Annotated in this window: 21 protein-coding genes; 8 read left to right on the top strand and 13 right to left on the bottom strand. The window is 42.4% G+C overall.

What is annotated here, in order from left to right:
* Nucleotides 1-14 precede the first annotated feature (14 nt).
* Both HLI_RS15075 and HLI_RS15070 read right to left on the bottom strand, forming a co-directional pair.
* Complete coding sequence (locus HLI_RS15075; protein ID WP_128525743.1) at nt 15-1,409, bottom strand: aminotransferase family protein; 1,395 nt, start codon at nt 1,407-1,409, stop codon at nt 15-17.
* A gap of 586 nt (nt 1,410-1,995) precedes the next feature.
* Nucleotides 1,996-3,066 carry an N-acetylmuramoyl-L-alanine amidase family protein gene (locus HLI_RS15070; protein ID WP_128525742.1) on the bottom strand — a complete coding sequence of 357 codons (1,071 nt, stop codon included), beginning with the start codon at nt 3,064-3,066 and terminating at the stop codon, nt 1,996-1,998.
* A gap of 485 nt (nt 3,067-3,551) precedes the next feature.
* Between HLI_RS15070 and HLI_RS15065 the strand changes: the two genes are divergently transcribed.
* Nucleotides 3,552-3,749 (top strand): hypothetical protein, encoded by a 198-nt coding sequence (locus tag HLI_RS15065; protein WP_128525741.1) that lies wholly within the window; start codon nt 3,552-3,554, stop codon nt 3,747-3,749.
* 85 nt (nt 3,750-3,834) lie between these two features.
* Here HLI_RS15065 and mngB read toward each other — a convergent pair whose 3' ends face one another.
* The 8 genes from mngB to HLI_RS15025 form a co-directional block, all read right to left on the bottom strand.
* A complete protein-coding gene (mngB, locus tag HLI_RS15060) occupies nt 3,835-6,510 on the bottom strand; it encodes a mannosylglycerate hydrolase (RefSeq protein ID WP_241655862.1) in 2,676 nt (891 codons plus the stop codon).
* A 21-nt stretch (nt 6,511-6,531) separates the two neighbouring features.
* Nucleotides 6,532-8,490 (bottom strand): PTS 2-O-a-mannosyl-D-glycerate transporter subunit IIABC, encoded by a 1,959-nt coding sequence (gene mngA / locus HLI_RS15055; protein WP_128525740.1) that lies wholly within the window; start codon nt 8,488-8,490, stop codon nt 6,532-6,534.
* A gap of 133 nt (nt 8,491-8,623) precedes the next feature.
* Nucleotides 8,624-9,352: a MurR/RpiR family transcriptional regulator gene (locus HLI_RS15050; RefSeq protein ID WP_128525739.1), complete on the bottom strand. Its 729-nt coding sequence runs from the start codon at nt 9,350-9,352 to the stop codon at nt 8,624-8,626.
* A 404-nt stretch (nt 9,353-9,756) separates the two neighbouring features.
* Nucleotides 9,757-10,620, bottom strand: a complete 864-nt coding sequence (locus tag HLI_RS15045) for a VanW family protein (protein ID WP_128525738.1) — start codon at nt 10,618-10,620, stop codon at nt 9,757-9,759.
* A 182-nt stretch (nt 10,621-10,802) separates the two neighbouring features.
* Nucleotides 10,803-12,071, bottom strand: coding sequence for a replicative DNA helicase (gene dnaB, locus HLI_RS15040; protein WP_128525737.1), 1,269 nt, complete (start codon nt 12,069-12,071; stop codon nt 10,803-10,805).
* On the bottom strand, nt 12,068-12,394 hold the full coding sequence (locus HLI_RS15035) for a replicative helicase loader/inhibitor (RefSeq protein WP_128525736.1): 327 nt from the start codon (nt 12,392-12,394) through the stop codon (nt 12,068-12,070). The genes dnaB and HLI_RS15035 overlap by 4 nt, the downstream gene beginning before the upstream one ends.
* Nucleotides 12,391-13,110 carry a DnaD domain protein gene (locus HLI_RS15030; protein WP_128525735.1) on the bottom strand — a complete coding sequence of 240 codons (720 nt, stop codon included), beginning with the start codon at nt 13,108-13,110 and terminating at the stop codon, nt 12,391-12,393. Before HLI_RS15030 ends, HLI_RS15035 begins: the two co-directional genes overlap by 4 nt.
* Nucleotides 13,111-13,473: 363 nt before the next feature.
* Nucleotides 13,474-13,926 carry a VanZ family protein gene (locus tag HLI_RS15025; protein ID WP_164908580.1) on the bottom strand — a complete coding sequence of 151 codons (453 nt, stop codon included), beginning with the start codon at nt 13,924-13,926 and terminating at the stop codon, nt 13,474-13,476.
* Nucleotides 13,927-14,183: 257 nt separating this feature from the next.
* Between HLI_RS15025 and dhaK the strand changes: the two genes are divergently transcribed.
* The 7 genes from dhaK to HLI_RS14990 all read left to right on the top strand — a co-directional run bounded on the left by dhaK (nt 14,184) and on the right by HLI_RS14990 (nt 19,879).
* Nucleotides 14,184-15,179, top strand: a complete 996-nt coding sequence (dhaK, locus tag HLI_RS15020) for a dihydroxyacetone kinase subunit DhaK (protein ID WP_128525733.1) — start codon at nt 14,184-14,186, stop codon at nt 15,177-15,179.
* 18 nt (nt 15,180-15,197) lie between these two features.
* Complete coding sequence (gene dhaL / locus HLI_RS15015; protein WP_128525732.1) at nt 15,198-15,815, top strand: dihydroxyacetone kinase subunit DhaL; 618 nt, start codon at nt 15,198-15,200, stop codon at nt 15,813-15,815.
* Between the two features lie 3 nt (nt 15,816-15,818).
* Nucleotides 15,819-16,199 (top strand): dihydroxyacetone kinase phosphoryl donor subunit DhaM, encoded by a 381-nt coding sequence (gene dhaM / locus HLI_RS15010; RefSeq protein ID WP_128525731.1) that lies wholly within the window; start codon nt 15,819-15,821, stop codon nt 16,197-16,199.
* Nucleotides 16,200-16,951: 752 nt separating this feature from the next.
* The gene (gene istA, locus HLI_RS15005) at nt 16,952-18,184 is read left to right on the top strand and encodes an IS21 family transposase (protein ID WP_128526851.1); all 1,233 of its coding nucleotides are present in this window, start codon (nt 16,952-16,954) and stop codon (nt 18,182-18,184) included.
* Nucleotides 18,181-18,942, top strand: a complete 762-nt coding sequence (gene istB, locus HLI_RS15000; RefSeq protein ID WP_128524611.1) for an IS21-like element helper ATPase IstB — start codon at nt 18,181-18,183, stop codon at nt 18,940-18,942. The genes istA and istB overlap by 4 nt, the downstream gene beginning before the upstream one ends.
* Nucleotides 18,943-19,428: 486 nt before the next feature.
* Entirely contained in the window at nt 19,429-19,689 is a 261-nt protein-coding gene (locus HLI_RS14995; RefSeq protein WP_128525730.1) for a helix-turn-helix domain-containing protein, read from the top strand.
* Nucleotides 19,682-19,879: a hypothetical protein gene (locus HLI_RS14990; protein WP_128525729.1), complete on the top strand. Its 198-nt coding sequence runs from the start codon at nt 19,682-19,684 to the stop codon at nt 19,877-19,879. The genes HLI_RS14995 and HLI_RS14990 overlap by 8 nt, the downstream gene beginning before the upstream one ends.
* Before the next feature lie 441 nt (nt 19,880-20,320).
* Here HLI_RS14990 and HLI_RS14985 read toward each other — a convergent pair whose 3' ends face one another.
* From HLI_RS14985 to HLI_RS14975, 3 genes are read right to left on the bottom strand one after another with little or no spacing between them, the layout of a single operon-like run.
* The gene (locus tag HLI_RS14985; protein WP_128525728.1) at nt 20,321-21,466 is read right to left on the bottom strand and encodes a DegT/DnrJ/EryC1/StrS family aminotransferase; all 1,146 of its coding nucleotides are present in this window, start codon (nt 21,464-21,466) and stop codon (nt 20,321-20,323) included.
* Nucleotides 21,467-21,487: 21 nt separating this feature from the next.
* Nucleotides 21,488-22,456 (bottom strand): ATP-grasp domain-containing protein, encoded by a 969-nt coding sequence (locus tag HLI_RS14980; protein ID WP_164908579.1) that lies wholly within the window; start codon nt 22,454-22,456, stop codon nt 21,488-21,490.
* Nucleotides 22,456-22,980, bottom strand: coding sequence for a GNAT family N-acetyltransferase (locus tag HLI_RS14975; RefSeq protein ID WP_128525726.1), 525 nt, complete (start codon nt 22,978-22,980; stop codon nt 22,456-22,458). The genes HLI_RS14980 and HLI_RS14975 overlap by 1 nt, the downstream gene beginning before the upstream one ends.
* Nucleotide 22,981: the final 1 nt, after the last annotated feature.

Genomic DNA, 22,981 nt, shown 5'->3' with positions numbered 1-22,981 from the left:
AATGACTCCTCCCCTTAAAGTGCTTTCAGTTGTTCTTGTACGGCAGAAATAGACTGATACAAGTGGTCTATGATTTCTTCGACTTGTCTCTCATTAATGATCAATGGGGGTGCAAAGCAAATAATATCGGTAGATTCATACGTGACCGACCGGCAAATGACGCCGCGCTGATGCAATTCTTCTATCACTCTTGGCGCAACCTTCTGCTCTTTGGAAAAACTTTCATTCGTCTCCGGGTTTTTCATCAATTCAACAGCACCGAGTAACCCCTTTGCCCTCACTTCCCCTACTATTTCCAAATCATCTTTGATCCGTTTGAAGCCTTCTAACAGTTTCCCGCCCATTTTCCTTGAATTCTCAACTAGTCCCTCTTTTTCTATCAATTCTATATTCTTCAATCCCACAGCAGCTGCCGTTGGATGACCACTGTAGGTGAAACCATGGAATAACGTCCCTTTGGATTTTTGCTTCAAGACATTGTGGATCGCATCTGAAACGACCACACCGCCAAGAGGAATATACCCACTTGTCACCCCTTTTGCGAACGTGATTACATCCGGCACAACCTCCCAGTTCTGCAGCCCGAACATAGTGCCCGTCCGGCCAAAACCAGTGATCACTTCATCTGCGATAAATAATATGCCATATTCATCACATAGCTTTCGCACTTCTGTAAAGTAATCATCCTGCGGAATCAAAACTCCTCCCGCACCCTGAATGGGCTCTGCCATAAATGCAGCGATCGTATCAGGACCTTCTGACTCGAATTTTTCACGGAGGCAGGCAATCGCCTCTTGAGTCGTGCTTCGGTAAGGAGTGGCAGCATGAAAAAAATCGTCCTTCATATGGCCGGCCATCTCCCAGAACTCCGGGATGCCGGTAGCACTGGTCGATGCTGATGCTACTCCATGATAACCACGCTTCAACGCCACGATTTTCCTCCGGTTTGGCTTTCCTTGGATTTTCCAATAATGGCGTACCAGTTTAATCGCCGAGTCATTGGATTCAGAACCCCCAGATGTGAAGAAAACGGCGTTCAAATCCTCCGGTGCGAGTTTGGCTATTTTTTCAGCCAGCCGTATCCCCGGCTCATGGCTGAATGAGGAAAAGGCTGAACTGAACGCCAATTTTTTCATTTGAGCAGCAGCCGTGTCAGCCAACTCTTCGCGGCCATGGCCAATATGTACGTTCCATAGAGAAGACATGGCATCGATATATGTCTTGCCATCCCTATCTTTCAAATAGATCCCTTGTCCGCTTTCAGCTAACAGCTTTACGCCTTGCTCCTGCTGCTGTTGAATAGATGTAGTCGGATGCAGAAAATGTTTTTTGTCGAGTTCAATCAGATTGTCCAAAGCGGCTCCCCCTGTTCTGTTATTGATCACACCTCTCCCCCGGTGTTCGAACATAAACTTCCTGCTATCATTCTAGTAATCATCCGGGAATAGTGCTGGTTGTTTTAAAGAAACTTGGCTTCTCATCATTAGGTCCTTATGGTGAGAGCATTTCAAACAAAGTCAAGTTGAATAAAAAAACCAGCATTATGCATGGGATAGTATTAAACATACTTATCTCTGGGCATAAAACTGGTTACTTTCTAATGGTTCGCTCCACCTTGGGCCAGTAAAGTCGATTAGAATAGACAGTTTTCAACAATTACTCTGTAGTTTTTATAATTGTAGCAAGAACCAATAATAATATCAAATCATTATTCTAAATCTTCTAATAACTTTAAGGGACAACAGGAATTCATTTAACAAATGCTGTGAATGGTTTTCGCCTCCATCCCGCTTGTAGTAAGCCCCAGACCCTGTACCCACAGCCACTGAAAAAAACTTAGTGTTGCGCCATCCCTTTAGTCAGATAATGTTCCGGGTACCTCTTGTTTGGTGAGCTTTTATTTTCCTAAAGAAATAGAGGCTCCTTTCTCATGAGAAAGGAGCCTCTATTCATTGAGTTGATCTGAATTCATTTCATCAGGGCCAGTCCTTATACTTAAGGTGAAAATTCCTTAATCAGTCCATCTGTAATGGCTCTGGCTACTTTATCCGGATATCCATCCCTTTCTATGACAGCTAAGTCAGAAGAGGTTGAAAGAAAACCCAATTCTACAAGGATGGAATTCTCTATATTTTCTCTTAGCACATGGAAATTCCCGAATTGAGCACCATCATTTTGCAGGGAAACTTCTTGCGATAGCTTATGTTGAATATTCCTGGCAAGACCTTTGCCTGAATCATGATAGAAATATGTACTTATTCCTTCTGCATAAGGGCTGCTTGCAGAATTAAAATGGACACTGACAAAAGCGTCCGGGTCGGAAGAACGTGTGATTCGAACGCGATTTTGTAATGAAACGTATCGATCATTTTCACGCGTGAGTATCACAGTAGCCCCTGACAAACGCAGCTTCCGGGCAATATGATCCACCGCTTCTATGGTTGATCGTTTTTCCAACAGACCGTTCACGGCAACAGCCCCGGGATCATAGCCTCCGTGTCCAGCATCTAAAACAATATTAACCCCTTGTAATGGAAGTTCTGAAGAAGAAGTTGTATCACCAGCTGATACTAACCAACCAGCAATCCATCCCACTTGCCCATTTTCAAGCTGGACTTTTATCCATTCGCCTTCTTCCTCTATCTTCTCTAAAGAATCCCCGTAATAACTTCCTGCAATAATTTCACGGTTTACACTTGGACCAGACCGTATGTAGACGCTTTCTGCATTGACATGGACTTCTTTTGAAGAAGAGGAATGTTCCTCATCCGTTTGATAAAGGTATTGGGAAGCCACCCAGCCCTTTCCTCCTGAGTAATTCACATAGGCCCATCCATGTTTCTTTTCTTGCACTTCAACGACCGTTTGTGCCGAAAGAGAACCGACTATACGCGCCTGGAGAGCTGGCTCACTTCGGACATTCAGAGAGGGGACATCCACACGATAGATTTCCTTCTCATGAGCAAAGACGATATTGGATGTCGACAAAAAAATAAACATAACAATGAATGAAACAGATAATTGAACTGTCCGGTGAATCCCGACTTTGACATGGTTTACAAGCATAAAATCCTCCTTAATAGCAATGGTATGATATATGAGATCGGTTCCTTGACCGTTTTTTGCCAGTATAGCTATCTATTTTTTTATATCCATAATATTGCGAGAGTCAAGGTGAAAATAGAATTGTCCACTATTCGACAATATATACATCATTCTACGTCCCTCTCCCCATGGTGTATATAGGAAAAATGCTGTTAAACTACCTTGCCTATAGAAGAAATAATACCTATAAGTAGTGTGTTTTCTTAAGGCTTTAAGCCCCTCCTCTATCACAAATCCGTTTTTCTTATCTCATCCAATATTCACTCAGTTGGAAAGTGTGCGGAACACCGTGTTAAAGTTTGTTGTCTAACTCCATGAGCTTTAGGCTCGTTTGATATTGATGGTGAATATCGCCACCGGCCCTTGCACACACAGAGTGAATTTCTTTGATTTATAAAAGGAAATCACTTTTTTTCAGATGGGCTTGCTTCCACGATGAGCGTTCGGTGGTGACGCCTGCGGGAACAGCGCGAGCCGAAGATCCACTTGGTCAATTGATCTTCTTGACCAAGTTAGCTGAGGCCGTGCCCGCGGCAAGCATCCACCGACAAGCGATTCGTGAGAGGCAACCGCCCAAATATCTCATCGAATATAAAGAAACCGAGTTGGACGGTAAAATCGTCCAACTCGGCTTTTTCATTTGATGCATAACTCAGAAATTTGCAGTTCTTCAGTAGCCTCCAAATAAAGTTTCACATTTATATTTAAAAATTAATCAGATCACAATATTCAGCTATCACGCTTAAACAAAAGAGTCTTCGATTGATTAGGGGAAAAACTGGCTTGCACACACCCCTCATTCAACCCAACAGACGACTGCTTATCTTCATTCATGTTCACTTGATAACCCTTCTTATAATCCTCACTCAAGCGGAAGGCTGATGAGACATTCTGTTCTGTCGGGTTGTAGGCCCGCATAACCAGTGCTTCTTCTTTCTCCGCTTTCTTCAATGTGCTAAATACCACTCCTGGTTGATCTTCTTCCAGTAATTGATAAACCGTTGGAGTCACGAAGTCGGTGTCGTTCAACTTCATCGCGTTATGAGGGATTTTGTTATACGTCTGGACCGGGGTCAAATACTCTTTCGCCGCTCGTCCTGCACCTGCTTCTAATGTGCCGCCTTCATGAATATACAAGGCGAACTCAAGTTGAAGTTTCCCCTGCATTTGCGAATCGGGCGTCGGCAGTTTGATCCCAGAAGGACGTCCGGGTCTGCGAATTAATTCTTCTTTCCCTAAGTGGCCGACACTGCGGAATAATGTGACAGCGATTGTATCATCGTTTTCACCGACGATTTGGTATTCTCTTGTACTATTTGTCAGCACACTAAGCCCGTGTTCTTCATCGGATAAACCGACAAAGCTGAGCATCGGATAGATGGAATCAGGTCGCTCACTCCATTTCTCTTCTTTCCAGACGTCCATCGCCGAGTCATAGACATCCCTTTTGATTGCTCCGAACTGATTGTCAGCGACTGAGAAAGATGAAGCGATCCCTGTAGGAATAAAAGCTCGCAATCGGTGATCATTCGCAAAGTTATCAAGTTCACAGCTGATCTCGATCACTGGTTTGTGATTCGGTATCCGAACTTCCCAATGAACATCTATGTGGCTGTTTTTCTTGTTTTGCTTTCGATCTCCCAAAGTTTCCGGAACAGTCAATGAGTAGCGAATATCGATGACACCTGTTACAGCATTTTGTGTGAGTGATACCTCTGATTCTACATCCTTACTCAGAATCGGCTGGTCATTTTCCAGCGGGGAATAATCATACTCATCTCCGTCATCACCCGTATCTTCCAGAAGTAGCACTTGATCGAAAGATTTCTTCAATCGTTTATCCCACACATTCAAGGTTCCATTTTCATTTACCTTGATCACATAATAATCGGTATCGATTTCATTCACCTGGGTCTTCTTCATTTCCGCAGATTCTTCCGTCTCTTCAACAAAGAAGGTGCGGTAACCCATAGGTGGAACCGTTTCTTTCCATTGAATGGTATACTTCATGAATGGATCATAGTTGCCGTAGTGGACGATTTGTCTGTCGATGAGTCCTGGATCGATTTCTTCTGTATCGATCATTTCAAAGTCAGCTTCATTGCCATGTTCATCCACAATCTTGAATGCTTTGTATTTCGTAATGATCTCCGTTGTGACCACTTCTTCGCGCTCATATGGCAGGAAGTTGAACAAAGTCAACCGGTCATGATCGTTGTCAGTCTCCATCGCGTCAACGATTCTCCGTTTATAAAAATCGATCAGCCGATCTGTTTTTTCTTCAGCAAGGAACAAGCGATTCGCAATTTCCTGATGGACTTTATCGGAACAACAGCAACCGATGCTATCATGGGCATGGTTCTTCATGATTTCTTTCCAAATCAATTCAATCAATCCATGGTGGTATTCAAAGCCAAGATCATAAGCCATCGAAGCCAGTGGTTCCAGAATATTGGTCAGCTTGTTTTCCACTCGCGTATTGGCTGCTTTGATATCCATGCGTGTCGAGAAAATGCTGCGGTGGACCCGCATGTATTTGCCATCTAAGAACTCCCCGCTCAATGTGGCAAGGTCCGTCTGCTTTTCCACTTCTGCAAAAACATGCTCATATTTACTAAGGAAAAATTCACGCTCCGGATACAGCTGATTCAATTTTTCCATCACAGGGAAAATGTCTTTCTGGATCGGCATTTGATCGTGCCCATTCGGAAGCAGAAGGTGGCCGGACGTTGTTCCACGGTCAAGCACCGGAAAGTATTTCTCCATTCGCTGCTTTAAGGCCTCTTCTTCTTCCGGAAGATATTTACCGATGGCATATCCTAATGGAAGCAACTGGACGAGTACTTTTGAACCGTCATCCGCTTCCCAGTAAAACTCCGTCTTGTCTGTGCCGTGCCGTTCTGAAGTGCCTCGCCAGAAAATTGAGTATTTAATATCGAAGCCGTTCAAAATATGAGGCATTTGCGAGCTTTGACCGAAGGAATCCGGCAAGTAGCCGATCATCATCGGGTCGCCGAACTTCTCGCTGTCTTTGATCCCATATAAGAGATTGCGGACGATCGATTCCCCGCCGACGACCATTTCATCTGTCTGGGTGTACCAGGGCCCGATGATGAGCTTCCCTTGTTGGACAAGCTTTATTACACGCTCTTCCGCTTCCGGTTTCACATCGAAATAATCTTCCAGAATAGAGGTTTGTCCATCGAGCACATAGTAAGGATAATCCGGATCGTTTTCTAATCGGTCCATGATTTCTTCCATGTTATTGACGAGGAGAATCCGTGATTCCTCTGTAGAAAAATACCACTCCCGGTCCCAGTGCATATGTGGGACCACATGAACCTGCTTTGTACTTGTTTTCATCTTTTCATTCTGAACATCTTGAATCGTAGGTCCTTGTTTCATCCCGCATCCCTTCCTCTCTCTTTAATTCACAGCTGTTTTCATTTGAACGGACGACTCCTTCTCTTTCGTCTGCCGTGGTTGTTTCTTCAATTTATTTTTCCGTGTCAAAATGAGAAGAACCATTGAGATGAACGCGCCGATCAAGGCGGCACCCAGCCAGACACTCGCCGCTAAGAAAATCGAAGGCCCTTCAACTAAAGCTAGGGAGAAAATCCCGGCCCCCGGAACACCAAGCCCGATATCAAAGTAGGCGACAATACCACCAGTTACAGCGGAACCTGCAATCAAAGATGGAATGACCCGCAATGGATCTTTGATCATGAACGGAATGGCTCCTTCTGTAATTCCGGCCAATCCCAACAGCCACGTCTGTTTTCCGATTTCCTGTTCCGGTTTCGTAAAGTACTTCTTCCCGATGATGGTTGCGCCCGTCACACTGAAAGCGGAAACCATTTTCACAGAGGCAAAAGCTGCATATGGCATGATATTCCCACTGGCCATCGCCCCGATACAGAAAGTGTAAGCGGCTTTATTGACGGGACCTCCAAGGTCAAAGGAAACCATCGCTCCGAGAATCATACCAAGCAAAATGGCATTCCCGCCGGACATTCCTTCCAGCCAGCCGATCAGTCCATTATTGATAGCAGCCAGAGGTTCCCCGACAACGAACAGCATGATACTTCCGACAGAAAGGGTTCCTAAGACAGGATATAACCAGAAACTGACAAAACCTGAGAACGTTCCCGTTGTCTGCAGTCGCTGCTTCATGAATTTAATGATATAACCAGCAAGCAAACCACCAAGCATACCGCCTAAGAATCCGCTTCCAATCAAGTTGGCACAAATACCTGCCGCAAAACCTGGTCCTAAGGCAGGCTTATCGCCGATGGCGTAGGCCATATAGGCCGCTAATACAGGAACCATCAATGTGCCAAGCATCGTTCCACCCAGCTGACGGAGCAGCCAGAGCCATGATCCTTCCGTCTCGTACACTTCCTGTAAGCCGAAAGCCTGAGATAAAAGAACAGCGAAAGCGAGCGTCATTCCTCCGGCGACAATGATCGGGATGATGTAAGAAATCCCCGTCATGACCGAGTCTTTGATTTCCAGTTTGAAAGGCTTATGATCGCTATCCTCTTCTTCCACTTCTTCCGGATCCACTTCTTGTTGAGCGGGAGCCTTTGCTGCTTTGTCCAGCACTTCCTCAAGCAAGCCATGTGCATTCTTCAGTGGAGCTGCAACCGTTGTCGTCACTTTCGGCAATGAGGAAAATCGCCCTTTATCCTTCACGGCTACATCAGCGGCGAAAATGACGGCATCCGCTTTTGCTGCCTGTGACTTGGAAATACGATCCTCGATTCCGTTCGCTCCCTGTTTCTCCACAAGCACCTCGACACCGAGTTCCTTTCCTGCACGCACAAGGGCTTCGGCGGCCATATACGTATGGGCGATCCCTGCTGGGCAGGCGGTGATGGCAAGAACGGTTTTGCCTGAATGAGCAGCAGCCTTTTCTTGTTCTTCTTCCTGATGGTCAAGAGATTGATACAACGCTTCACTTGATGGAGCCGCAAGCAGCCGATCCTTATAGGATGGGTCAGCCATTCGTGTCATCAGCTCTGATAAAAGCGATAAATGCGTCGACCCAGCCTCGGCTTCAGGAATGGCCAACAAGATAACAAGCTGGACACGGTTGTTTTCATCAATGCTTTCCCAATCGTCTAAAGGCTCGGTAAGAGTGGCGACAGCGAAAGACGCTTCTTTCACGGCTGATGATTTGCCGTGCGGAATCGCAAGTCCGCCTTCAAATCCAGTCGCTGATAACGATTCCCGGTCGATGACCGACTGATAAAAATCTTCCTTCGAATGAAGTTTTCCTTCATCGTCTAACTCTTTGACTAAATATCGGATGGCTTCATCTTTGGATGCAAAAGATACATGCGTATGAATAAGTTCAGGTGAAGTCAGGTGTTGAAGCTGCATGATATTCTCCTTTCCTCAATCAGGATGATTAACTTGAATTCATCCTAGCACACGCCAGGTAAGCGCTTGCTTATCTTGAAAAAATTACACGAAGGTTCTGGAAGTAAGCGTTATCATGTGTATTTATACACATTCAGGCTCGCTCCCAAAACGCATTGGAAAGTACCTGGAGAAGGAGCATCATCGGTGTTTTATCCGAGACGTTATAGTTCTCAAGCTTTTTCTTCGGAGAATAAAAGAATAAACGGATGTCCGCCAGCTGTTGGAGTTTATTTCGAGTGAAGTGGGTGAGAGAAATGACAAGAACGCCCTTTTCCTTCGCTAACCTGGCCATCTCGAGAATCTGTTCCGTTTCCCCCGACATACTGAGTAAAATCAAAACATCATGACTTTTCGCGTGATTGATGGCGTAAATGGCATCATGACGATGCAAGAAGTACTCCGCTGGCTTACCGCCAACCTTCAAGTGAGTCGTCAGGATTTCGCAAAAAGGCAGCGTATCCCCCACACCAAAAGTATAGATACGTCTCGCTTTATGTAATTGCTCGGCCACTTTGTTCAAGCGTTCCTCATCCACTAACTCCAATGTGCGCTTCATATGATAAGCAACGGAGAAATCCTTCGGTTCGTTCTCTTCCTGTACTTCCTCTTTCAAACTGTTCTTCAGCTGTGAAAATCCATCATAACCAAGCTTCTTCGAGAGTCTCGTAATCGTGTTCGGAACGGTGAATAACTGCTCCGCCAGCATCTGGATCGACATGCCGATCACCTGCTGTTTATGTTCGAGCATAAAGGCTATGACTTGATCATCCGTATCGTTCAACTTATATTCATATTTATGGGCTCTGTCTTGTAAATTCATCGTGATTCCCCCTCAAGAAGCCAACGTCTCCATAGTTGTATTCCATTATAAAAGACTTTCGTGTCGAAATATAGAGCTTCACGAGGTCATAAGAAAATCCCTCCCATTGATAATTGCCCGTACTCCTTCACGAACTCAAACTCCACACTTCCCGCCGGAACATTCTCCTGCTTACAGATAATCAGATCCACCCTGTTGTCGTAGCCTCGTACCAGCTTTGCAGTAATCTTCCCGATATAAAAAAGCGTAGGATTAACCGTTACATGTTAATCCTACGCTTTTCTTTAATTCGCTGACGCGGTGGGTCAGTCACCATAGCTTATGTATTGGAAGAGGTGCCAACAGCTGCATCAATCAAGCTATCCATCTCCCAACCCTTGACTTCTCAAGTGACATCTCCCTCTTCAATCAGCGTTATTCCCAAGGCGATCCGATGAATAAATGTGTACAAGCACCATTCCATTTACTGACTTAGCCTGGATTAAGACAGGCTGGTTGAATTCATTTTTGAAGGTAAAATCAGGCCCGTACCAACTGACCGTCGCATCCCTTCCTGGCGGCACATAAGGGACTTTCTTGCTATGGGAGTAGCGTTCCACAATTTTAAGACCTGCGTGATCGACGGCATTATATAAAGTAGAGGATACTTGGCAAATCCCTCCCCCGATGTCTTCCGCCAATTCCCCCCTGACAATCACAGGCGCACGGACGTACCCTTTTTCTTCTGTTCGTTTTCCAACCACCTTATTAAAAGAAAATACTTCTCCCGGGAAAACCACATGGTTATTAATCGCTTCAGTCGCTAGAGAGATATTATTCGTTCTTCCTTTGTTAGTCTTTTTATAATATGTCAGATAATTGCCGATTTGCTGTGTTCTTATGTCTGTCAGAAGTTCCGCATCTACCTGAGGATAAACCGGAGTCATAGGTATGTTGGTGCTTCTTAAGCGGTGTGTATAAATATATTGATAAAATTGCTCTTTCAATTTCGCACGGTCTACCCTGGTGCCATTTTCCCCTTTCACTATGCTTCCATTTTCATCAATCATTGCATTTTTTGGTGCTCTAGCCATTTTATCGTCTAATTCATCAAGGAAGGCATCAAACTTCTGTTGATCCACCATCCTTTCATCAAGATAGGGAATAATAAAATCTTCTTTATCGATCTGCTCAATGACTTGCCCTTCATGCTTAAGCTCAAAAGTATCGGACATATCTTCCTGTGGCATGATAAACAATAACAGAAAGGGTAAAAACATGAACTTCATCGCTGATCACCTCTACAGGTAGTATGAATGAAGCCGATGAATTCATGCATTGTAATCGGTGTGATTTGGAGTGGCTGCCTCTTAAAAATTAAGCTTGATTTCGAATACCGACCAATAGTATAAAAAGCACACTCCCCAGCCTCCTTGCGCATATTGACCATGGGAGAATAAATGATAAAATCCTATAAATGCGCTCCACTGATAAACTTCCCGTACTCCTTCACGAACTCAAGTTTCACACTTCCCACCGGACCATTCCGCTGCTTGCTGATGATCAGCTCCACCTCATCGCTCTCGCCTCCATCGCGCTTGTAGTAATCCTCACGGTATAAGAAACCGATCACATCAGCGTCTTGTTCGATGTTGCCGGATTCTCTCAAATCGGCCATCATCGGGCGCTTGTCTTTGCGCTGTTCGACCCCTCGGGAAAGCTGAGAAAGCAGGATGATTGGTACTCCAAGTTCTCGGGCTAACAGTTTCAATTCCCTTGTCATCGCACCGACTTCAAGGTCGCGCCGTTCATAGCGGCTGCTTGAAGCTAGTAGCTGCAAGTAGTCGATGATGATCATCGGCTTCTGTTCACCGTCTTTGCGGATCGACTGCCGGACTTGGGCACGAATGTCAGCGATCGTCCGGGCGTTCTCGTGGACGTGGAGGTTCCAGTCGGCGATTTCCCCTACAGCGATGAAGCAGTTCTCATAATCTTCCCGGGAAAAATTCAGCGTGCGCCACTTTTGGCCATCGATGCCTGCTTCACAGGAAAGCATCCGTTTGAACAGTGATTTACGTCCCATCTCCAGGCTGAACAAGTGAACACTACCGTTGTTCTTGCAATGGTGTGCGGCGAGGTTCAAGGCGAAAGCCGTTTTCCCCATCGATGGACGGCCGGCGAGGATGATCAGATCGCCGCCCTGGGTGCCACCTGTCATGTCATCGATTTCCTTGTAACCTGTGGCAAAGCCTGTCATTCCATCGGTGGGAGGATTTTTCAGTTCGCGGGTAATTTCGATTAACGTTTCGTAGGTGGTGGTCTCTTCTGTGATTGTTCCTTCGCCACGATAGTCTTCCAGCTGAGCCATCAGTTGATCGAGGGTTTCTTCATTAGGGTTTTGGACGTAACGGGTCGCTTCTTCCTTCGTCTTGCGGTTTCGGTAGGCATCGAAAACGAGGCGTTGATGATGCTTGAGGTTGGCTCTGGTGGGGATCGAACCCGCAAGATCAGTTAAATAACTCACACCTCCCACTGTTTGAATGTCCTTATTCAACTCTGTTGTTACGGTCACAAGGTTGACCGGCTCACCGGCCCGTTCAATCTTCCGGACCGCCTGATAGATCAACCGGTGGCGCTTGTCAAAGAAATGCTCTACCCTTAATGTCACATCCTTTGCCAATTCTCCTTCCAACAGCAATGTTCCAATGACGGACTGCTCGGCTTCCTGGTTATAAATCATTCGCCCTTACTCCTGATCAGCTCTTCAAACTTCTCCAGGAATCGCTGCTTCGTCTCTTCCGGCACCTTGGCGGCTTCTTCATCCCAGCGCCGCATCTTCTCCAAATAGTCGTTTTCTTTCGGTGGGTAAACCGCAATATCCGCAAGCGTCGGGGGATAGGGATATTGAGAGGCATAATGATAGAGCTTGTCCATCACAGGCGAGTATTCCATCTTTTCAAGTTCGGGCACAAACACCGTGAGTTTCCGCTTCGTAATCGTAAACTTCCCTTCAAACAGTTCCTCCATCGTCTCCAGCACATCTACCGCTTCTTCATACTTCATGCATGTCGCTCCTTCCGATACTCATTGACCATCCGCTTCAGTTCAGACGCCCTTTCTTCCTTCTTCCGCTTCTTGTGCGGTGTCTTCGATTCCACTCGTTCGACATCGGCAAGCGTCCGCACCTGTTGGTTCTCCCAGCGTTTCAAAATCCCTTCACAATAGTTGAAAAACAGCTTGTTGTGCTGAGTGGCGATCTTCATCGCTTCCATCACCAGCTCATCGGAAATCCGGCGGCACCAATCGGTGAGCTTTTCGGCCATGAACGGTGTGAGCACCCCGAAGTTTTGTTCGTAAAACGCAAACGGATTCCTCCCGCCCCCTTCACCTTCTTTTCTCTTCCTTTCTTTTCTTTTAAAAGAGTCCGTCACGCTATCCTCCGTCTCATCCGTCACACGTTCCTTCACGATATCCTCCACTTGTCCGATCTCTTTGTCTTTCACTTGCGAAATCATCTGATAAGTAGGTGTCTGATGGCGGCTCCCCGATTGAAAAAGGATGTACCCTTTCTCCTCTAATTCTTTCCGTGCCCGAAGAAACGAGCTCTCACTCAAACCTGACTTCACTAAAATCGCAGCTGTCGGGACCGTAAATTCTTTCTTCCATCCTGTCTTATTGTTGAACTGCATGAGCACATACCAAAGCAGCGAAGCAGAAGCCGAAAGTGAATTCAGTTCTACCTCATCATGAAATGCATTGATCTCTTTTAAATAATTCATCTCAAAACGCCTCCTTGAAAATTAAGAGCATTAAAAAACACTCCTTCATATCAATAATCGAAAGTTTGGAGGGTTTTGGTGTCAAAGAAATTGAAATTTCTACAAAAAAATTTATAGAAATCAAAAAAGCAAGGAATTTTTTCTCTTTACGAATATCGCAGACCCAAAAAATTTATGGCACAAAAAAAGAACCCGACAGTGTCGAGTCCTCATTTTATGATTCAATATCATCCGTCTAATCGAAATTTTTTATCTTTAACTGAAGCCCTGCCCTTCATAGGATTCCATCATTTCGGCGACCTCATCTATTACAATCTTAGTTACTAATAGTATTCCAGTTCTAATATCTTTGGATATATTCGATCAGAAACCAATAAAAAGTAACCAAAATTTCACTTCTTCTTCAAACGACCCATCAAAGGTCACAAATGGTCGTTCATTTATAAGTAGCAATCCAAAAAATAAGGGGATTAAAGCAATATTGTAAATCGCAAAACTGTTAGAGACAGATTTATATTTATTTTTACTGATGATTGCAATTATAAATACGGGGATCAGTAATCCTATTGTTATACCAAGCAAATTAGCAACAGCATCTAAAAACTCAGCACTCCTATCAGGCACCATATATTGTCTATACTCTTCAAGGATACCGATGAAAACCAATACCACCCATGCAAATTTTATCCTTCTTTTGAAAGACTGTTCATTAGAAAAAATGATAATGACTATCCCTGAAAATACTGCCATCATTGCATGACTGAAAAAGTGCCTCTGCTTATCCATACCTAAAATCAGTCCATAATCCAGTTCCATATTCATCCCCCTTCCTTAAAAAGGCTTGCCCAAATGAAGGAGGCCTAGACCTTAAATTACAAATGAAGTCACTTTGCTCTGTCGCCCCTCATCCTGAACTTCGAATGTTCCATCCACTTGCCAGAAGTGCTTCTACTACTACAATCAGTCACCATAACTCGAATCGGTTCGTAATTCCTCATGGTTTGTAATAAAATGAGGGCGTACACTTAATTCAGAAAATGAGCCAAGCCAAAAACACTAAAGGAGAGGTTCAAATGAAAAAGATCGTCAACGATCCAGAATATGTTGTACGGGATATGCTCGAAGGGTTGATAGCTGCTCACCCTGACACTCTTAAACAAATCCCCGAAACGACAGTCGTCGCGAGAAAAGATGCTCCCATAGACAATAAAGTAGGAATTGTCAGTGGCGGAGGAAGTGGACATGAGCCTGCTCACGCCGGATATATCGGGGATGGAATGCTCGATGCAGCGGTTTGCGGGGAAGTATTCACTTCGCCGACGCCGGACCAGGTACTTGAGGGCATTAAAGCGGCCGATGGTGGCGCAGGGGTGTTCCTGATCATCAAAAATTACACGGGAGATGTCATGAATTTCGACATGGCTGCTGAAATGGCGGAAGCAGAAGGCATTGATGTCGAGAAAGTCGTAGTCAATGATGATGTCGCCGTTGAAGACAGTGCTTCCACAACCGGACGCCGCGGTATAGCTGGTACCATTTTTGTTCATAAAATTGCTGGAGCTAAAGCAGCCGCCGGCGGGTCATTGCAAGAAGTCAAAGACATTGCAGAAAAGGTTACAGGTAATGTACGCTCCATGGGCATGGCCCTTACTCCGTGCACTGTGCCTGCTGCCGGTGAACCAAGCTTTTCCTTAAATGAAGACGAAATGGAAATCGGCATAGGAATCCACGGGGAATCAGGAATCGAGAAGAAAGAAGTGACTTCTGCAAACGAAATCGCTGAAGAACTTACGAACAATGTCCTTGAAGACATTGAATTCAACCATGGTGATGATGTAGCCCTTATCGTCAATGGGATGGGTGCGACTCCTGAAATGGAACTGTATATTTTAAATAAAAAAGTGAATGAAATATTAGTGGAACGCGGTTTGAATATTTATAAAACCTTAGTAGGGAATTACATGACTGCCCTTGAAATGTCGGGTTGTTCTGTGACACTCCTGAAACTGGACGAGGAAATGAAATCTTTGCTTGATGCTGAATCAAGTGCACCTGCTTACAATATCTGATAGGAGAGGAGAATCATTATGGAACTTACAGCCAATGACATCATTACTTGGGTGAATAAAACCAATGAAAAAATCCAAAACAACAAGGAATATTTGACCTCTCTGGATCAGGCAGTCGGAGACGGGGACCACGGGATCAATATGGCCCGCGGTTTTAAAGAAGTCGTTGCGAAACTCGACGATAACAGTTACGAGAATGCATCCGATGCCCTTAAAGATACAGCTATGACATTGATGAGCAAAGTAGGCGGCGCAGCTGGTCCGCTTTATGGGACAGCGTTCTTGAAACTGTCTACTTCGCTTAAGGATAAGAGCGCGGAATATACTCATTTCTTAAACGGTTTAGAAGAATCGCTAGCGGGACTGAAGCAGCGCGGCAAGTCACAAGAAGGTGAAAAAACCCTCATTGATGTCTGGGCTCCTGTCATCGAAAAAATGAAAGAACAGGAAGACTTCGATGCGGCTCTACTGAAAGATACGGCAGAAAGTGCTCTGGAAAAAACAAAAGATATCAAGGCCACCAAAGGCCGCGCTTCTTACCTGGGGGACCGTTCCATCGGCCATCTCGACCCAGGTTCTGTCTCTTCTTTTTATGTATTTGAAGCTTTAGCTGAAACGATCGAAGGAGGTGGATGATCCATGGAATCAGCAGGTATCGTACTCATTTCACACAGCGCAAAAGTCGCAGAAGGCATTAAAGAAATCATTCACCAAGTGGAAAAAAACGTTCCTATCGAACTTGCCGGCGGTACGGACGATGACCGTATCGGGACAAGCGTTGAAAAGATCCAAACGGCCATCGACCATGCTCATACAGAAGGCGGCGTTCTTCTCATTTACGATTTAGGCAGCGCCATGATGAACGCGGAAATAGCCGTGGAAATGAGTGATTTCGATGATATTGAAATCGCGAATGCTCCCTTATTAGAAGGTGCCTATGTAGCAGCTGTCGAATCTGGAATGGGTAAAAGCCTCGCTCAAGTGAAGCAGGCTGCTGAACGGGCATTGCAAGGAGACTAATGATTTTAGCAGCACATTCAATTAAATAGACTTGAAAGTAATAAGTAATCGTCCGTTTTTCTTCTGAAATACGGACGGTTATTTTTATTAGAGCACCTCGGAAAAGGTTGCTTCCATTACCGTCCTTTTTTCTAAGAAATTCGGCTAATTATTAGAATACAAGTTAAAACGCGCTCCCTTATACCATTGGCTTGGTTTTTCTCGACACACCATCCGCCTCCTTACTAATTGACTGGCTTTAGTATATAGAAGCTTCCTCCATTTAACGAATCATGAAAAATGAGAAAACTGCTGATAAACGAATCTAAATTCCCTTTTTCCTCAAACAATAACGCCATTTTTGGCAAGGACTTCATTGAAAAAATATAAAATCCTCATTCTTCGGGTTCTGAGTAGCACCATCAGCAGCAGCACATAGCCTTACCATTAAGTGTCTATATGAACCCACACTAATATATAAACACTAAAAAAGCGTAACACCAAAGGGAAAAACCCTTGGTATTACACTATCCTTTAGCTCGATAACGCAGTGGGGGGCAGGCACACCATCAATTATCGTTTTGTTCTCGGCTGTTTCTCTTCTTTACGGTCATGCTGTTGTGCGTTTTTATTCGAAAGTTTTTTGTTTCCTTGCGCCATGATTATCCCTTGTGAACAACGGTGCTAAAATCCCTAATAACAACGGTTTCAAATTCCCCAATAATAACAGATAATCATTTCTATACTAGATAAAGATTTGGAGTGTAGAAATGATGATCAAGATTGGGGAATTCATTATGATTAGAGAACTATTTCAAAAAGGGTGGTCAATCACAGCTATCTCTAAAGAGACTGGCTTTGACCCTAAAACTATTAGGAAGTACATAAAATCTGAAGAGTTACCAAGGATGAAGAAAGTACCAAGTAAAGGTAGTAAGCTAGATCCCTTCAAAGATTACTTAGAGAAACGCATGAAGGAAGGTACCACGAACTGCACCGTATTATTAGATGAAATTATATCTATGGGGTACGAGGGCAAAATGACAATCCTCCGGGATTTCATTCGACCATATCGGGTGCGACCAAAAAAGCAAGCTACCATAAGATACGAGACTCCTCCTGGAAAACAAGCTCAAATGGATTGGGGACACATTGGTAAATTCGCAGTTGATGGTGAAATAAAGGATATTTATGCTTTTGTGATTTTACTGAGTTATTCGAGGCTTAAATATGTAGAGTTTACGGACAGCATGGATTTAGAAACGTTAATGAAGTGCCATATGAATGCTTTTGCTTATTTCAATGGAGTGCCTGAGCAAATTTTGTATGACAATATGAAAACTGCTGTTATCAGGCATAGCCCAGTCGAAATAAGATTCAATCGGAAGTTCGAAGAATTTTTAGCTTACTATGGAATTGTTCCAAAGGCATGTAAACCACACCGACCACAAACAAAGGGAAAAGTAGAAAATGTTGTTGGATATTTAAAGAAGAACTTTTTGCAGCGCAAGCATGAACCTACGTTAAAAGCTTTAAATGAAGATGTAAGAGTGTGGTTAGATCAAGTAGCAAACCGTAAGGTTCATCAGACAACGCTCGAATCACCTCATAATCGTTTCCAGCATGAACAGAAGCATTTGATGACGTCAAATACGAAACCATTGTTTCCTATTCATCATTGGGAAATTAGGAAAGTGAGTAAGGATTGCTTTGTTTCCTATCTCGGTAAAAGGTATTCCGTACCTTTTCGGTACGTTGGACAAGAGTTGAAGATAAAAGAAACATTAGATCATCATTTAGAAATTTATGACCATTATGAATGTGTGGCTAAACATCCTATTATGACTGGTAAGGTAAGAGACCATATAAACCTTAAACATTATAAAGGACTGCAAACGACTACTGATGGTTTGCCGACCCACAGCCGTTTACAGTCCCCTGATATTGAAGTAGAACAACGTTCCCTTCAAATTTATGAGCAACTAGAAGGAGGTGATCAATCATGACCACAAACCTTTTAGTTGAACGCTTAGAAGAAATCGGTTGGCATCACACCGCCGATCAAATAGATGGCCTGCTTGAAGACGCATCTAAAAATAATGTACCATATTCGGACTTCTTAATCACGCTATTATCACAAGAAATCGAACAGAAGGAAAAGGCAGCTTTAGATAAGCGTCTTAAAAAAGCAAAGCTTCCCTACATTAAAAGTATTCATGACTTCGACTTTAGTTTTCAACCGAGTATAGATGAACGAAGAGTTAAAGAAGTGTTATCGGGTCGATATATCCATAATGGAGATAATATCCTACTCCTTGGACCACCAGGAGTAGGAAAGACACATTTAGCCATTTCCATGGCTTTTGAAGCTATCACGAACGGACACCAAGCACTTTTTATTACAGCCAATGATTTTATCGCTGAATGCCAAAAGGCAGAAAAACAAGGGTTAATCCAACGGATTATTAAAAGGTATAGCCGCCCAGAATTACTAATTATTGATGAACTAGGTTACTTTAGTTTCGATGAACTCAGCGCACACACACTTTTCCAAATCATATCAAGAAGATACGAACATGGAGCAATGATTATTACTTCAAATAAATCGTACGTTGAATGGGGAAAGATCTTTGGAGATGAAGTTTTAGCAACGGCCATCTTGGATCGTCTAATCCACCATTCCACGACCTTTAATATTAAAGGAGACTCTTATCGTCTGAGGGAAAAGAAAAAGGCCGGCATCCAGCCAGCCAATATTCGCTGATAATAGGGAATTTGATTCCGTTGAAAACAGGGAATTTCAAACCGTTGTTGACATCCCTCCCTTCGCTCTTATTATTTCGAAAGTTAAACGTTTTATTAATGAAGCGCAGGGACGGTCCTCGCGCTTCTTTCAAATAAATATTTCTTATTTATACATGCTAACATGAGCATACACTAATATAAAACTGTCGCAAAAAGTGCCTCCCTCATCAAACATTTGTTCCAGCGTCAGACACCGAGGCATAGCTGTACCATTAAAAAAAGAACCCTACAGCGTCGAGTCCTTCATCCCTTCCTATGTTTCAATATCATCCGTCGGATCGAAAATCTCCAATTTCAACTGAAACCCTTCATAGGAAGTACATCATGGTTAAAACGAGAGCAATCATTTCATCTCAATAAATTACAGCACCTAAAATGTTAATAATAACCAAAACTTGACTCATAGTCTGTGGTCGATATCTTCCATCCATATGATGATTTTCATATGGAAAAGTTAACGAAAGAACTCATTAAAAAATCATTCGGTAAACATTTAAAAAGCGTTCGACATGAATTTAGTTTATCGCAAGAAGAACTAGCCTTCAGGGCAGGTATGGATCCTACATACATTAGTGGAATTGAAAGAGGGAAGAAGAACCCTACAGTGACATCCATCTACCAAATAGCAATTGCTTTAAAAGTTTCGCCTCAATCACTCCTGCCGGAAATTGATAGGCAATGGGAGGGGGAGAAGTCAGATGACTGATCCCTCAAAGAAAGAATACCTCTTCCTTCCTACAAATACCTCATCGTTATTTATTGAACTCCTCGGCTCAAATCATTTTATGGCTTTAACCACATTTAAAAAAATCACATATAAAGCAGAAGGTTATTCCAAAAATGAAACGATTCAAAAAATCTTGACTATAATTGAAGAAGACAATCTTCAATTATAGTCTTACCATTACATGCTAATATGAGCATATACTAATGTTGAATCGTCAAAAATGCGTAACACCAATAGTCAAACCTCCTGGTGTTACGCTTACCTTTAATTCTCTAACGCAGTGGGGGAGCAGGCACCAAAATTAAAAGCTATCTAAAACATGATGGACGTTATTTAGGAGAACACTTTTCAAGCTTAGGGACGTCCTCTCTAGCTTTCCCGATATAATACATGAACATACTTACATATACAACCTAAAAAAACACCCTCTCCATATCATTTTTATCATAGAGAGAGCGTTACCCTTTATCGCTCTACAACAGTGTTTTTAGTATCGGTACTTTTATCTATTGCCACTGCAAGGTTTGGCAAGATACACTATAAATAAGTACCAGAAAGAAGATGCATCCAAACACTCCCACATCTTTTCGGAAATAACTTCTCCCGAGCTTCACTTTAGAAAATCCATAATATGTGCAATTATTCTTTCCTGATCCTCTACGCACATATTAGAACCACTAGGTAGGCACAAACCATATTCAAATAAACAATCAGATACACTATTATTTTTATCATGAGGAAAATATTTCACACCTTCAAAAAGAGGTTGAAGGTGCATTGGTTTCCACACTGGACGTGCTTCAATATTCTCTTTATTAAGCATTTCAATAATTTCATGACAGGAAACACCCGTAATTTGTGGATCAATTGTTAATGCAGTTAACCACCTATTTGACTTGGACTCCTCCAATTCAGGCTGAAATTTTATACCAGCTATATTCTTAAATGAGTTATAATAACGCTCAAATACTGTCCGCCGTTGAGCAACCCTCTCGTCCAACACTTCCAGCTGACCTCTTCCAATTCCTGCAATTACATTACTCATCCTATAATTAAATCCAATCTCTGAGTGTTGGTAATGAACAGCTTGATCCCTAGCCTGGGTAGCTAAATATCTAGCATCCTTTAATGAAGATTCGTCATTAGAGACAAGCGCACCACCACCAGAAGTGGTGATTATTTTGTTTCCATTAAATGAGAAAACTCCAAATTTTCCAAATGTACCACTCATTTGTCCTTTATACGTACTTCCCAGTGATTCTGCAGCATCTTCTATCACAGGTACTCCATAACTATTACATAAAGCTAAAATTTCATCCATTTTGGCACTTTGACCATATAAATTAACAACAATTACGGCTTTTGGAAACTTTCCTTCTTTTTTAGCGTCCTCAAATGCTTTTTTTAAAGCCTGAGGCGACATGTTCCAGGTTTCAGGCTCTGAGTCAATAAATACTGGCGTGGCACCTTGGTATAATATAGGATTGGCACTAGCTACAAAAGTTAAGGAAGAACAAAAAACAATATCTTTCTGACCAACGTTTAGTAATCTTAAAGCTAAATGTATAGCGGCGGTTCCAGAATTCACCACAGCTGCATCTCTCATAGAATTATACTTTGCAAGTTCTAGTTCAAAAGCGTCAACATTACTACCTAATGGGGCAATCCAGTTTAAATCAAACGCTTCCTGTACGTATTTCTGTTCTTTTCCGCTCATATGGGGAGTCGAGAGGAAAATTCGTTTCTGATCATTCATCTTGTATTCCCTCCAACTAACCTACTTTTTATATAAAAAAACATCATCATACTTCATCATTACAAAATCCTCTTCATATCTATAATTAGTATATGGCTTGTTTTCTTTACCTATTAAGTTATTATTAATGTAATCCATAAAATCACACCCCATCTCTTGAGCGTGGGGATAACCTCCTCCAAAACGTGGGTTTATTTCTGAAATGTAATAATTCCCTTTGTATTTAAAGCAATCAATATCGATGGGACCCACAAAACCTGTTCTAGAAATAAACTTTTTAACTAAAGTTTCGATTTCAATGTTATGTACTGAAATCGCTTTATCCGTTTCACCTGATCTCATTTTAACTTTTTCTTTAATAAACATATCCACCAAATCTCCTGAAATTAAATCAACGTATACGTCAATACCAAACTCAAGATCTTTGTAAAAGGGCTGAATAATTAGGTCATCCCCTTCAGAAAAAGCATTCTTCAGGGCAATTTTATTATTAACAATGTTAATACCAATGCTTGCGCTTCCTTTACCAGGTTTAACTACAAGTGGGAATGATAATTCTTTTCTTTCAATTAAGGAAGTCACAGTCTTTAAACTGCTAAAAGTGGGTATTGCTGGTATTCCTAATGTAGTCAAGTAATTATAAGTTTCCTGCTTATCATAACAATATTGAATTACATCTAATGGAGAAAGTACTAATGTTACACCTATTTCATCAAATATCTTCTTATTTTTAGCTAACATTTCTAATTCTGGATCGATTAGTGAGAGAATACCCTTTATTTTGTATTTTTTACATACAGCTATAATTGATGCCAAGTATTCTTCATTGTCAATTTGAGGTATGATGTCAAATTCATCTCCAAAATACAATGCGGGTGCGTTCACGTTACAATCTACTGTGATTACTTTTCCGCCACTTTTATTTATATTTTGTCTCAAGTACTGAACAACTTTCACTCTTCTTCCTGCACTACATACTAAAACATTCACTATATATCACACTCATCCTTTAATTTTTCCATTATTATTACATCAACATATTCCCCATCTATAAACCTTTCTTGACTCATCTTACCTACTTGATTGAATTTCAAACGCTTATATAAATTAATAGCTGGGTTGCCTTCATTTACTAACAATTTAATTTTATTTAAATTTAGATTGTTAAATGCAAAATCCAACATTAATTCAGTAGCACTAGTACCATATCCCTTTCCATTATGTTCCTTTTCACCTATGTAAATGCCAAATTCACAGTTTCTATTAATATGGTTAATGTTGTAAAGCCCAACCATACCTATAGGTACTCCATTCTTTATTTCAATAATAAACCTTTTATTATTCCCATTCATATCAATCATATTATCCATCCAGTTTCTTTGTTGATCAATTGATACAGGTTTAAAACCTCCACCAAGGTTTCTAAAAACACTATGATCATTTTTCCATTTATTAAGAATAGTAATATCTTCCAACATAATTGGTCTAATCCTTATACTATTGTTAACTAACATG

Source organism: Halobacillus litoralis (assembly GCF_004101865.1).
GTDB classification, from domain to species: Bacteria; Bacillota; Bacilli; order Bacillales; family Halobacillaceae; genus Halobacillus; species Halobacillus litoralis_A.
This window is presented reverse-complemented; position numbering and strand designations above follow the sequence as displayed.

What these genes read in the sequence shown, in the direction of transcription:
- HLI_RS15045 (WP_128525738.1), bottom strand. Translation starts at nt 10,620, where the DNA reads ATGAAGTTCATGTTTTTACCCTTTCTGTTATTGTTTATCATGCCACAG.
- HLI_RS14990 (WP_128525729.1), top strand. Translation starts at nt 19,682, where the DNA reads ATGACTGATCCCTCAAAGAAAGAATACCTCTTCCTTCCTACAAATACC.
- HLI_RS15030 (WP_128525735.1), bottom strand. Translation starts at nt 13,110, where the DNA reads ATGAATTATTTAAAAGAGATCAATGCATTTCATGATGAGGTAGAACTG.
- istA (WP_128526851.1), top strand. Translation starts at nt 16,952, where the DNA reads ATGATCAAGATTGGGGAATTCATTATGATTAGAGAACTATTTCAAAAA.
- HLI_RS15050 (WP_128525739.1), bottom strand. Translation starts at nt 9,352, where the DNA reads ATGAATTTACAAGACAGAGCCCATAAATATGAATATAAGTTGAACGAT.
- dnaB (WP_128525737.1), bottom strand. Translation starts at nt 12,071, where the DNA reads ATGATTTATAACCAGGAAGCCGAGCAGTCCGTCATTGGAACATTGCTG.
- dhaK (WP_128525733.1), top strand. Translation starts at nt 14,184, where the DNA reads ATGAAAAAGATCGTCAACGATCCAGAATATGTTGTACGGGATATGCTC.
- HLI_RS15035 (WP_128525736.1), bottom strand. Translation starts at nt 12,394, where the DNA reads ATGAAGTATGAAGAAGCGGTAGATGTGCTGGAGACGATGGAGGAACTG.
- HLI_RS14975 (WP_128525726.1), bottom strand. Translation starts at nt 22,980, where the DNA reads ATGTTAGTTAACAATAGTATAAGGATTAGACCAATTATGTTGGAAGAT.
- mngB (WP_241655862.1), bottom strand. Translation starts at nt 6,510, where the DNA reads ATGAAACAAGGACCTACGATTCAAGATGTTCAGAATGAAAAGATGAAA.
- dhaL (WP_128525732.1), top strand. Translation starts at nt 15,198, where the DNA reads ATGGAACTTACAGCCAATGACATCATTACTTGGGTGAATAAAACCAAT.
- HLI_RS15025 (WP_164908580.1), bottom strand. Translation starts at nt 13,926, where the DNA reads ATGGAACTGGATTATGGACTGATTTTAGGTATGGATAAGCAGAGGCAC.
- HLI_RS15070 (WP_128525742.1), bottom strand. Translation starts at nt 3,066, where the DNA reads ATGCTTGTAAACCATGTCAAAGTCGGGATTCACCGGACAGTTCAATTA.
- istB (WP_128524611.1), top strand. Translation starts at nt 18,181, where the DNA reads ATGACCACAAACCTTTTAGTTGAACGCTTAGAAGAAATCGGTTGGCAT.
- HLI_RS15075 (WP_128525743.1), bottom strand. Translation starts at nt 1,409, where the DNA reads ATGTTCGAACACCGGGGGAGAGGTGTGATCAATAACAGAACAGGGGGA.
- HLI_RS14985 (WP_128525728.1), bottom strand. Translation starts at nt 21,466, where the DNA reads ATGAATGATCAGAAACGAATTTTCCTCTCGACTCCCCATATGAGCGGA.
- dhaM (WP_128525731.1), top strand. Translation starts at nt 15,819, where the DNA reads ATGGAATCAGCAGGTATCGTACTCATTTCACACAGCGCAAAAGTCGCA.
- mngA (WP_128525740.1), bottom strand. Translation starts at nt 8,490, where the DNA reads ATGCAGCTTCAACACCTGACTTCACCTGAACTTATTCATACGCATGTA.
- HLI_RS14995 (WP_128525730.1), top strand. Translation starts at nt 19,429, where the DNA reads ATGGAAAAGTTAACGAAAGAACTCATTAAAAAATCATTCGGTAAACAT.